9 protein-coding genes are annotated in these 10844 nt (G+C 52.0%); 5 read left to right on the forward strand and 4 right to left on the reverse strand.

The annotated features are described in order from the left end of the window. Positions 1–208: 208 nt before the first annotated feature. A complete protein-coding gene (locus tag PPL9_RS16850) occupies positions 209–1273 on the reverse strand; it encodes an AraC family transcriptional regulator (RefSeq protein ID WP_082596921.1) in 1065 nt (354 codons plus the stop codon). Between the two features lie 146 nt (positions 1274–1419). On the opposite strand from PPL9_RS16850, the gene PPL9_RS16855 reads away from it, so the two are divergent. The 3 genes from PPL9_RS16855 to PPL9_RS16865 all read left to right on the forward strand — a co-directional run bounded on the left by PPL9_RS16855 (position 1420) and on the right by PPL9_RS16865 (position 4886). After that, positions 1420–2802 carry an NAD(P)-binding domain-containing protein gene (locus PPL9_RS16855; protein WP_057463790.1) on the forward strand — a complete coding sequence of 461 codons (1383 nt, stop codon included), beginning with the start codon at positions 1420–1422 and terminating at the stop codon, positions 2800–2802. Continuing rightward, on the forward strand, positions 2799–3719 hold the full coding sequence (locus PPL9_RS16860) for an SDR family oxidoreductase (protein WP_057463791.1): 921 nt from the start codon (positions 2799–2801) through the stop codon (positions 3717–3719). The genes PPL9_RS16855 and PPL9_RS16860 overlap by 4 nt, the downstream gene beginning before the upstream one ends. A 189-nt stretch (positions 3720–3908) precedes the next feature. Beyond that, complete coding sequence (locus PPL9_RS16865; protein WP_057463792.1) at positions 3909–4886, forward strand: hypothetical protein; 978 nt, start codon at positions 3909–3911, stop codon at positions 4884–4886. 8 nt (positions 4887–4894) lie between these two features. Here PPL9_RS16865 and PPL9_RS16870 read toward each other — a convergent pair whose 3' ends face one another. The 3 genes from PPL9_RS16870 to PPL9_RS16880 all read right to left on the reverse strand — a co-directional run bounded on the left by PPL9_RS16870 (position 4895) and on the right by PPL9_RS16880 (position 8041). Further along, positions 4895–6208, reverse strand: coding sequence for an FAD-binding oxidoreductase (locus PPL9_RS16870; RefSeq protein WP_057463793.1), 1314 nt, complete (start codon positions 6206–6208; stop codon positions 4895–4897). Between the two features lie 61 nt (positions 6209–6269). Next, complete coding sequence (locus PPL9_RS16875) at positions 6270–7010, reverse strand: gamma-glutamyl-gamma-aminobutyrate hydrolase family protein (RefSeq protein WP_057463794.1); 741 nt, start codon at positions 7008–7010, stop codon at positions 6270–6272. Positions 7011–7126: 116 nt separating this feature from the next. Then, positions 7127–8041 carry a hypothetical protein gene (locus tag PPL9_RS16880; RefSeq protein WP_057463795.1) on the reverse strand — a complete coding sequence of 305 codons (915 nt, stop codon included), beginning with the start codon at positions 8039–8041 and terminating at the stop codon, positions 7127–7129. 146 nt (positions 8042–8187) lie between these two features. Here PPL9_RS16880 and PPL9_RS16885 point away from each other — a divergent pair, with 146 nt between their 5' ends. Beyond that, on the forward strand, positions 8188–9084 hold the full coding sequence (locus PPL9_RS16885) for a LysR family transcriptional regulator (protein WP_057463796.1): 897 nt from the start codon (positions 8188–8190) through the stop codon (positions 9082–9084). A gap of 484 nt (positions 9085–9568) precedes the next feature. Continuing rightward, on the forward strand, positions 9569–10844 hold a 1276-nt coding region (locus tag PPL9_RS16890; protein WP_244273409.1), incomplete at its 3' end, for an ABC transporter transmembrane domain-containing protein.

Below are 10844 nucleotides of genomic sequence, written 5' to 3' on the forward strand. Positions count from 1 at the left end.
CAAACCGGCGTACGCCTATTATTATTGGTTTTTGATCTGTGCCTGTGCTTTCAGACTTATGTCTTTGCGCGACCTCACCGAAAGCCACTCTTTGTCTTTCGGAATTGCGCAGCGCAACATGTGCTTCCTGCGCCTTTATAAGGAATTTTCGGAGAATATAAAATAACGTTGAGATACCCAATGGGACTTTTGGTGCGGTATGTACCATTCACAGTTGAGTTGCGGACTTTCTAAACTGGCTAGGTGTCTCCCCTGTCCATTGCTTAAATGCCCTTCGAAACACCCTTGGATCCGAGTAGCCAAGCTCTGCTGCGATCTGTTCGGATGACAAGCGCGACCATAAGAGCAGCTCCATGGCTTGCGACTGGCGGATCTGCGAGAGGATATCGCGGAAGGAGACTTGAAAAGCGGCTAGTTTTCGCCGAAAACTGCGCTCACTCATGGAGAACCCACCCGCAATTTCTTCGATAGATGGGTTGTTTTTCAGGCCACGGCGGACTTCTTCCTCCACGGTTTTAAGGAAGCCCAGACGGTTGCTTTCTTCCTGCATCATGCCTGCCAAAAGTGTTTCAACTTCCTGCACAACAAACCTGTCTGCGGTTGCCAGTGGACGTTGCAGGTGCTCTGCGTCAAAAAATATTGCATTTCGTGACGCATCAAACCTGACAGATGATCCAAGTGCCTCCTGATAGAGGCTTTTCTTTGCTGGTGGTGCCTGCATAATCTCAATACGCTGAATGGCTTGCTTGCTTCCTGTTGTGAAGCGGACAACGCCTACCATGGCGGCAAACAGTTCCTGCACGAAGAACGTGAGCAATACTGGCTCATGGAACCGACTGCGCGCGATCATTGTGAGCGCATTATCGGCTGCAGGTTCCAGATCAATCTCCAGCATGCTTCCGGTCAGGCGGTGGTACTTGATGCCGAACTCAAGGGCTGCTCTTCCCGTTGCACTTGCCATAACGCCAAGGCTGACGAGCCCGAGAGAGGTGATGGACTGACGGTAGCCGACAGCAAGGCCGAGGCTTTCATCTCCCGTCAACGCCAGTGCTTTGAGGATGATGAGGCGGCTTTGCTGATAGGTCAGGCGGGCCTCGTGAGACAGAAACACCGAAGGGTCAGTATTCTGGCCCAGGAATGTATGAGGCAGCACCTTTCCTGCGGCGATGCCGCGCTGCTCCAGCTCCTGCAACAGATAGCGCAACAGGTGCGGTGGAACCTTTGAATGCTGCGCCACTTCTGGCGGTGCCAACTGGCCAAATTCAGAATGCATGCCCTCTCCCAATGCAGTCATGCTACGGAAACACGGGAGTGACCGCAAGATATGACCGAATTTGTCCGCCCTACGTCCGTATATGTCCTTCTAAACTTGCCTCCTCTTGCCGTAGGGTAAGATTTTCACAGTTCGGGGAGGGAACGGTGGAGATTATAGATAGGGGTGACGCGGTCTGCATTGTTGGTGCAGGCCCGGCGGGGCTTGTGATGGCCCGGGCATTACAGCACAACGGCATTGAATGGGATCAGTTTGACCCAAACCCGGATGTGGGTGGTCTCTGGGACATCAAGCACGATGGTACAGCCATTTATGAGAGCGCGCATTTTATCAGCTCTCGCAGCTTGTCTGGCTTTGCGGATTTTCCGATGCCAGACCATTTCGCAGATTATCCCAAGCACACCGAGATCCTGAAGTACCTGCACGACTTCGCAGAGGCTTATGGACTGCGTGAGAAGATTACCTTCTCAACTAAGATCGAAAAACTGACCAAGACCGAGAAGGATCGCTGGCAGGTTCATCTCTCCAACGGTGAGTGCCGCGAATATAAGGCTGTGGTCTGCGCTACGGGCTCGCAATGGCAGGCCAACATGCCGGAGCTGCAAGGCTCCTTTAATGGTGAGATCCGCCATAGCCAGACTTACAAGAACATTCGTGAGTTTGACGGTAAGCGGGTTCTGGTGATTGGAGCTGGCAACTCCGGCTGTGATATTGCCTGTGATGCGGGTGTCTTGGGGGAGAAGGCCTTCATCTCCATGCGGCGCGGCTATTACATCATTCCCAAGCATGTGTTTGGCATGCCTGCGGACGTGTTTGCTGATGGTGGCCCTGATCTACCTGTCTGGATGATCCGCCCGTTTTTCACACTGTTGCTGCGTATGTTCAACGGTACGCTGCAACGGTTTGGCATCCCCAAACCGGATCATAAGCTGTTTGAGACGCATCCGTTGCTCAACACTCAACTGGTGCATTCGCTGCAGCATGGGGATGTGACGGTGAAGCCGCATGTGGACCGACTTGATGGCTCAGACGTGGTGTTTAAAGATGGCAGCCGGGAGGAGATTGACCTGATCCTGTGCGCGACCGGTTTCAACCAGCAGCTGGACTTTGCTGGTGAGTATTTCAGCTATGAGGGCGGACGGCCCAAGATGTTTATTCAGGCGGCCTCCCGCGAGCACAAAAACCTGTTTGGCATCAGCTATATCGAGACCAACTCCGGCGCCTACAAGCGGTTTGACTATATGGCTGGGCTGGTTGCCAACTATCTGAAGGACCAGCAAGACAATCCATCTCGTGCCAGCCAATTGGCCGCAATCATCCGCAGTGAAACACCGGATCTTTCTGGTGGCATCCACTTTTTGAAGACGGACCGACATGCAGGTTATTGTGATGCCACAGCGCACACCAAGTACGTGAAGAAGCTTTACAAGCGGATGGGCTGGACCTTCCCGGAGGATATTCGCTTCAAGCGGGCTGCGCCCAAGTCAAAGGGTTCACCGAGCGCAAAGAAAGCGGAGGTAGCAGCATGAGCACCTATCGTTTTCAGGGGCGTACGGCGGTGATCACTGGTGGTGGTGGTGACATCGCCGGGCACATCGCCACGCGTTTGCATGAGCGGGGAATGAACCTCGTGCTGGCAGATAAGAATGGCCGGGCTGCGCGGGAACTTCAGGCCCGGCTGGATAACCTGCGGGTTCATGTGTTTGTGGGAGATCTGACACAGCGCGAGGAGATGGAACGTCTTTTGCGCGAGGTGGAAGAGAACTTTGGCGTGCTGGATGTACTCATCAACAATATGGCGATCACCAAGGTTGATCGCTTTCATGAGCGCACGCCAGAGAGCATTGAAGAAGAGATCACCATCAACATGATCGCACCGTTGCTGCTAAGCCGATTGGCTGTGCCTTATCTGCTGAAGGGCGATGATCCACGTATCATCACAACCACCTCTCTTGGTGGCATACAACCGCTTCGCGAAACACCTATTTATGCAGCGACCAAGTTTGGCCTGCGTGGTGCCATGCTTTCCTTTGCGCTGGATGAAGACTTGCACGGTATCAAGGTGAGCTGCGTTTTACCAACAGCCACGGACACCTACATGCTGCGTCAGGAAGCGTTGGAAGGTGGCAGCGTGCTCAACTTCATTGATGAGCCGCAGTCGCCGAGCGTGGTGGCTGATCAATTCGTGAAGCATCTGGAAAAGCCATGTCTGGAGCGTTACCCAAAAGCCAGTGACTCCTGGCTAACACGACTGGCCATGGTGCTGCCCAATATGATGCCACGCATTTTGCCGTTCTTTGAGAAGAAAGGCCGACGGGGCATGGCAAAATATGTGGCCTCGCTGCGCAGGCAAGGATTGCTGGTGGAAGTCGACGGCAAGCTTTATCAACGGCAACGGCTTTATCTGGACAAACCCGAAATGGAGCAAGAGCTGGAGAAAAGCTGAGTGCTAACGACATACAGCCAAGAATAAATGCAAGACGTTCGGACCTTTGAGGCAAAACGCAAATCACATAACTCAAAGACCTGACTGTCCTAACTGGCCCCATCGCCACATGCAGGATGTCCTAAATGTCACAGTGCACGCATAAGTAGGCCTCTATGGTTGGCATCTAATCTATAACATTGGTGCCCCATGCCTATTTCGAATTTAGCCCCATCACCGATCTCCTCCTCTAGTGAACAGGTGCATACTGCGCTTGATGTGCGTCCTTCTGACGCTCAGGAGGTAACTCAGCCGCGTGCAGATCCTTCGAAAGACAACAAAACGGGGTATTTCTACGCACCGTTCGCCTCTGACGATATACTCAAAATGGTTTCTGGCACCAATTTATCGAGGGACAAGGCAGGTAAAGATTTGCGCTCTCTTATTGTTGCGACAAACGCTGACAAGGCTGAACTCGAAATACAGAAGTATCAACTCGCTGAGAAAATGTACCAAGAAGCTGGTGGCCTTGCCTCTGGTTTTAACTCCTACATGGCGGATAATGATCTCTCGGAAGATGGCTTCATCGCCGCATGTGGTCCTGATAAATTTGAAGACATGCTGAGTGCTGCAAGTGATCATGCATGGCGCGCTGATGCACTTTTGAGAGTCAACGTAATCAGTAACGAGGAAACGGGCATCCTGAGTACGCTGAAAAAGGGCGAAGACAAGCTCTATATTGCGGGACATGGACTACAGGGTGCAGCAGGTATTACTTCAAAGACGAGCTCAAGCGAAAATGGCTACAAAGTTGCATGGTCCCAAGACATAGCCAAAGAACTTGCGCATGGAGGGTTAAACAAGTCCTTTTCTGATATTCGCGTGGTATCATGCTTTGGTGCAGATGCGCGATTGCCCACATCTTTCGCGCCAGAAGACTTGGCAATCGCATCCGAAACAAAAATTAATAATTTTCTGTTCATCGAAGTAAACAGAGAACAGGCATTTGCTCAATACTTAGCGAATGACCTTAAGAAGGCTGATTTTGAACACCCAGAGGTTTCTGGCTACCATGGCGCGGGAAAAGGTTACTCCGATGACACTCATAATTACCAATCCCTTTCCACAACACACGGCGAAGAAATGGTAAGAAGTTCATCCGTGCGGCAGGTTTTTATTCCGGTCTGAACTCGCGTCTAAAGCCTGTCCCGCAGGCTGTAGTAGAGCATGCCCAGAACCATCAAAGGCCAGCGTAAATGGCGGCCACCGGGGAAGGCGTGGGTTGGGACTTTTTCCAGGATGTCAAACCGGCTGGCTTGCCCGTCGATCGCTTCTGCCATGAGCTGACCTGCCAGTGTTGCCATGGCGACACCATGACCGGAGAAGCCGCTGGCGTTGAGCATGTTGGGGGCGAGTTTGGCGAAGTATGGCATGCGGTTGAGCGTGATGCCCAGTGTTCCGCCCCAGCCAAATTCGATGGGTACGTTCTTGAGCTGCGGGTAAACCTGCAGCATAGGTTTGCGAACGAAAGCCTTTATATCGCGCGGGAACTGGAAGCTGTAGCTTTCCCCTCCCCCAAACAAGAGACGGTTGTCTGCTGACAGACGGTAGTAGTTGATCACGAACCGGGAGTCTGCCACGGCTACATCATTGGCGATCAGTGAGCGGGCCAAATCTTCGCCCAGTGGTTTGGTGGCAATGATATAATTGTTGATGGGCATAACCCGCGCCGCGACGCGCTTTTCAAGGCTATCAATATAACCGTTGCAGGCAAAGACCACGTAGCGGGCAGTGACGTGTCCATTGGCGAGTGTCAACCTGGCTGGCTCGCCCTTTTCAATCTCCAGCACTTCAGAATTTTCAAAGATCTGCACGCCAGCATTCTGGCAAGCTTCAGCAAGACCCAACGCGAAGTTGAACGGGTGCAGGTGAGCTGCCCCCACATCCAGCGTGCCGCCGTGATACGCCGTTGTATCGAGCATCTCTTGGATTTCAGCAGAGTCTACAAAGCGGATTTCATCGTAGCCGTAGGTATCTGCCAGCTTTTCGGCATAGGCTTTGCTGTGTTTCACATAAGTTTGTTTGTGATCTGCGTGGAGAATTCCCGGTTTCAGGTCGCACTGGATCTGGTGTTTTGCAATGAGATCTTTCGTCAGGGACTTAGCGGTTTCAGCAAGGTTCCAGAGTTCTTTGGCACGCTCCTGACCAACAAGGCTTTCCAGCTCGTCCTGATCTTTTCGCTGGCCGCTGCCAAGCTGGCCACCATTGCGGCCTGAGGCTCCCCATCCAACACGGTGCGCATCAAGGAGATGGACTTTGTAGCCACGCTCGGCCAGATGTAAGGCAGAAGACAGGCCCGCATAACCAGCGCCGATGACGCAGACGTCGCAGGTATGCTCGCCTTCCAGCGCGGGAAAGGAGAGATGCTTGTTTGCGGTCGCGGTGTAGTAGGAGGCTGGGTATTGGCCTGCCTTATCGTTGGCGTGAAGAAAGCCTTGGGAAATAGCCATGTAAGTCCTTGAGAAGGCTCAGGTTGCAAACCCGAGCCTCTTAAACAGCGCAGGGCAACAGTTAGTGCCCTTCTTGCTTTTCTTTCACTGCTGCCTGCTGAATGAAGTTTACGATCATGTGTGCGACCTCACCAATCTGCATTGGCGCTTCCGAGGAGGCGATTGCATGATCGGCGATGTCTTCAGGAAGTGTGTCACCCCGGCGTTCCTTAAACAAGGCTACTGAGTAGTCCTTGTTGAACTCCGGATGCCCTTGTAGCGTGAGCGCCCTGCCCTTGTAATCGATCGCTGCAAACTCGCAGAAATCTGAGGACGCGATGACCTCTCCATCTGCTGGCAGTTTTGTCACCTGATCCTGATGATAGGCTTCAATGGAAAAACTGGTCAGGCCCTCTGGCACCCAATTGGGATTTTCCAGGACATAGTAAGTGAAGACGCCGCAGCCCCAGCCTTTGTTGGACTTTTCGGCTTTACCGCCCAGCGCTTCTGCAAGGATCTGATGTCCGAAGCAAATGCCGACAATTGGCACATGCTCGTCATAGGCCGTTTTCAGAAATGTCTTAAGCCGGTCGATCCACTCAAGATCATCATAGACACCGTGCTTGGAGCCGGTGATCAGCCAGCCGTCGCAGTCATGAACGTTTTGAGGCAGTTGGCCATCCACCACAGGGTAAGACATGTAATGCCAGTTGCCCCCCTGATCCTTCAGGAGCGTTTCGAACATTGACGGGTAATCACCGAATGTCTTGCTCAGGTTCTCGGGTGGTCGGCCAACTTCCAGAATTCCAAGTTTAAAGGTCAAAGAGCACTCCAAAATTCAAAGAGGCAAATGCCGCATAATACATCTGATTGGACTACTCAGTTATATCCTGTCGGCTTTGCCTCTGTAAACTCTTGGAGGCCACTTCAGGCAAAATCTCATGCCGCTCTTTTGGGCTGTTTCAGCGAGACCGGTTTGTTCAGCTGGAAAGCGGATAAATGGCTGATGGCCTGCTTCAAGGCTTCCCGTTCCGGTGTTGCCTCAAAGTCAGGGAGCAGCTCATCAAACCGTGTTTTATCCATCCAATGCGGGGTATCCCAAAGATACCGCATTTCCAAAAGGTGTTTTGCCATGGGCCAGAAAGGTCGACTCAGACGGATCAGCCACCAGCTGAACCGTTTGATGCTCACATTCTGTTTGGTGATTTCTGTGAGCGCTTTGCGGAGTTCATTCCCCGTCCATGTGTAGCCGAGGAATGAGATGTCTTCATAGGTGTTCAACTGGTCTCGCATTTCCAGCAGTTGGACGGCGGCACGCGTCATATCCGGCAAATACGCCCATGCGTGGGGTATATCGGTCTTGCCGGGATAGATGAGCTTCCCCTTCTCCAGCTTGGTGGACATGATCAGGTCAAACCAGTTGCCGCTGGCAGAGGTGTCGATGAAATCTCCGGCTCTGAGTAAAATGGTCCGCACACCTGATGATTTGTAGAGGCGTTCCAATTCTATTCTGATCACACCCAGCTCGTTGGTTGCTTTTTGAGGTGTTTGCGAGCCAATGGGGGAGCTCATGTTTGGGCCGAAGCAGTAGTTGTTGCCCGGGATGATGACTGTGGCCCTGGCGTGTTTGGCTGCTTCAATCACCTTGTGGGTGAAGGGCAACACATCCCGCTTCCAGTGCGGATATTGCGGATTTGCTCCATTCACGATGACATCAACACCTTCTGCAGCTTTTTTCATATTTTGGTTTGCACGATCAAAGGCGCGGGTTTCCCAGCCTGCAGCTTCCAACTGCTCAGTCATGTTTTTTGAAAATCTGCCAGAGGCACCTAAAATCAAAGCTACGGGTCTCATGACCGCTCCTGTCCAATACTCTTTTCCAAATCGCATATTCTTATCCGAACACCGGCAGTCACGTCTCGGGAACACGCTTTAGACATGATAGTAGGCGCTTTATTTCCTATGTAAATTCGAATGAATTGCAGATATGATATTCAATTATGAATAGCAGACTACATCATCTATCCTGGGATCTCATTGGTGTTTTTGTAGCGGTTGCGGAGACAGGTAGTCTTTCAGCTGCAGCTAAGAAGATGAACCAGAGCCAGCCAACAATCGGGCGACAAGTGAAGGCGATTGAGGCGGAGTTGGGCGTCTCATTGTTCTACCGTCATCAGCGCGGGCTTGGCTTGACAGAGGATGGGGAAGCGTTGCTGCCGCACGCCAAGGCTATGCATTCTGCGGCGGCTCAATTTCTGCTTCATGCAGAAGAGCGCAAGCAAAGCGGTTTTGCTGGGCCTGTGCGTGTCACCGCCAGTCAGGTGATCTCTCATTATGTGCTGCCAAAGCTTATTGCAGAATTTCGGCAGAGCTACCCTGAGATCCAGATTGAGCTTCTTCCTTCTGACGATGCGCAAAACCTGTTGTTTCAGGAAGCTGACATCGCAGTGCGCATGTTTACGCCGACGCAGCTGGATATTGTTGCCAAGAAGATTGGCGAGACGCCATTGGGGCTTTTTGCAAGCCGCGCGTTTATTGAGCGGGTTGGCATGCCGAGCACAAGAGAGGAACTCTTAGCGCTTGATTGGATCGGGTACGACAGGTCTGACCTGATCCTGCGCGGAATGCAGGAAGCTGGCCTGAACGTGGACCGGGACTTCTTTAGTGTGCGGTGTGATGACAGGGTGACCTACTGGGAATTGGTGCGTGCCGGATGTGGGGTTGGTCTTGGTCAGATTGGAATCGGCCTTGAGGATGACAGTCTTGTGCGCCTTGATCTGGAGGACCCATTGCCTGCTTTGCCTGTTTGGCTGGCTTCGCCGCACACTCTCAAGCAAATTCCACGCATAAAGCTGTTTTTTGACTTCTTAGCCGGGAAACTGCCTAAGCTATTGTGATTGAGGGGTTCTGGGTGCTGAACCTCACTGGTCCCGTGTTTTACCCCTAAGAATGCATGGGATAACTTGCCGTAGGGGAAATTATCCCACTATCCCCTTTCGTACACACGCTCACTCTCAAACTTTCGGATATGTTGGTTTGGAGAGAAACGCTGTGTTCATTGGGAAACTTGCGATTCCGGACAATCAGAATTTTAAGGCGCTGATCTTATAGCGAATGCCTTGGTAAATACACTCCTGCTATTTTTGCCCCCTTATTTGACAGTACAAGTTCCCGAGATTGCCACATTTTACTCAGGGTGTTTTCTTAGATCCCACAAGAACACCGAAACTTCTTAGCGGGAACTGAGAGATTACTTGATACCTGTAATGCGTTGCATCTCCTAATCTTTCTGCTTCTCGCAAGAAGACCAAACAAAGCGTGGCCCCTCGAAAAACAAATAAATGAAACTGCGATTACTGTCATAAATCAAGGGAACACGCCGTGAGTGATTTTCGCTTGTCCAGCCCTCATGCCCTCAATACTGAGGAAGGTAGCCATCCAATGCATGAGGTGCTGGACGCCCTGATTGAAAGCGTCGCTTATGTCTCCCGCGCCCATGGGAATTTCCTCAGTAAAACAGCGTTGACTGCCGGGCTTCCGCTGATCAATGGGCGGTTGCAATTCTCTCAGGTTGAAAAAGCCTCCGAGAATTGTGGGTTACAAGCCGAAAAGCAACAGATTGCTCTTAGCAAGATCTCCAGCAGCAGCCTTCCGTGTCTGTTGGTGTTTCATGACAGAGCCTTGCGCCTGCTGGTGGGCTATAATGCAGCCACACGGCAGGCCAAACTGCTGGATCCTTTAGATTTGGAAAGACCGCAATATCTCAGCTTAGATATATTGCAGCGGGCATACTCTGGGTATGCGATCCTGTTTTCATCTCTTCATGCACGCGACAGCAGTGGGCAGGTTCACCAAAACGACAAGCATTGGTTCTGGTCCGAATTCACGCGGTTCTGGCCTGACTATGGAAATGTTGCGCTCGGGACCTTGCTGATCAACTGCCTTGCCCTCGCCTCTCCCTTGTTCATCATGAATGTCTATGACCGCATCCTGCCCAACTTCGCTGTGGCGTCGCTATGGGCTTTAACGATTGGTGTAGCGTTGGCGCTGGCGGGAGATAGTTTGCTGAAGGTGGCACGATCATCCATCCTCAACAGCCTTGGTAAAAAGGCAGATCAGCGGCTGGCTTCCAAGATTTTCTCTCATGTGCAGAACATTGATTTTTCTGCCAAAACCAAGAGTGCCGGAGAATACGCCGGGACTGTTCATGATTATGAAAAACTCCGCGAATTCTTCAGCTCAACAGCGTTAATCGCCCTGCTGGATTTCTGCTTTGTCGGGCTTTTCATCTGCATCCTGTTTTTCATCGTTGGCCCTATCGCCTGGATTCCTCTGCTTGCCGTGCCCGTGGTTTGCCTGCTTAATCTGGCGGCTCAATTGCCTTTGGAGCGAACCGTTCAAGCTTCAAGCCTTGAGGGGAATAAGCGGCAGAACATTTTGATGGAGACATTGGGCGGGCATGAGACAGTGCGTGCTCTCAATGCAGAAGCTCATATGCAATCCCGCTGGGAGCAGTCTGTCGAGCGCAGCAGCGAGATCCTGTTGCAGAGCCGTCATTGGTCCAATCTGGCGATGGTGGGAACAGGGCATGTGCAGGGCATGGTGTCGGTGCTGATTATTGTCTGGGGTGTTTATCAGGTTGAGGCGGGGGCCGGGA

It is taken from the genome of Pseudovibrio sp. POLY-S9 (assembly GCF_001431305.1).
GTDB lineage: Bacteria > Pseudomonadota > Alphaproteobacteria > Rhizobiales > Stappiaceae > Pseudovibrio.